This window comes from Aquabacterium lacunae, from assembly GCF_004310865.1.
GTDB lineage: Bacteria > Pseudomonadota > Gammaproteobacteria > Burkholderiales > Burkholderiaceae_C > Aquabacterium > Aquabacterium lacunae.
Map to the genome: position 1 here is coordinate 1 of NZ_SIXI01000044.1, position 615 is coordinate 615.

A 615-nucleotide genomic window follows, 5' to 3' on the forward strand; every position below is an offset into this window, starting at 1 on the left:
GCGTTAGGCGCTCAGTTTTCCACCATTGCAGAACGCAAACCCAGATGCTCAACGAACGGATCGAAATCCCGGTCGCTGTAAAGCAAAGGCAGGTCGTCCTCGATGCACCGCGTCGCGATGATCGTGTCAATGGTTTTGCGTATCGTCACGCCCTGCGCCCTCAGGACACGGTAATTCCGCGCGGCCTGCAGCGCAATGTCCTGTCCACCCAGCGTGATCACGTCCAGGGAAGTCATCAGCCTTCGGGCCTGGTTGAAGTCCTTCTCGCTGCTGAACCCTTGCAGCACTTCGGCCAAGATCAAGTCGCCAACCGCCAATGGTTCGGTGCTCAGCAGCGAATCCAGCCGCTCAGTCTGTGGCGTCACCTGCCCGCGGAAGAAGTCGATCCAAACGCTGGAGTCCACAACGATCACTTGTCCGTCCTCATGGCGTTCAGGTCGCCTTCCCACTGCAGCTTGCCGCGAAAGCGACGCAGCTCTTCTTGCTGGCGCAATCGGAGCAGTGTGCGCAGGCCAAGCTCTACGGCTTCCTTCTTTGTCTTCAGGCCGGTCAAGCGAAGAGCATCGCTCATCAACTTGTCGTCAATCTCAATGTTGGTGCGCATGATGTGTACCC

The 615-nt window shown here is 58.2% G+C and carries 2 protein-coding genes; both read right to left on the minus strand.

The features are described 5' to 3' along the window. Positions 1–11 precede the first annotated feature (11 nt). A complete protein-coding gene (gene vapC / locus EYS42_RS16925; protein ID WP_130969387.1) occupies positions 12–413 on the minus strand; it encodes a type II toxin-antitoxin system VapC family toxin in 402 nt (133 codons plus the stop codon). Continuing rightward, on the minus strand, positions 410–615 hold a 206-nt coding region (locus EYS42_RS16930; RefSeq protein WP_245503695.1), incomplete at its 5' end, for a type II toxin-antitoxin system VapB family antitoxin. The genes vapC and EYS42_RS16930, both read right to left, overlap by 4 nt.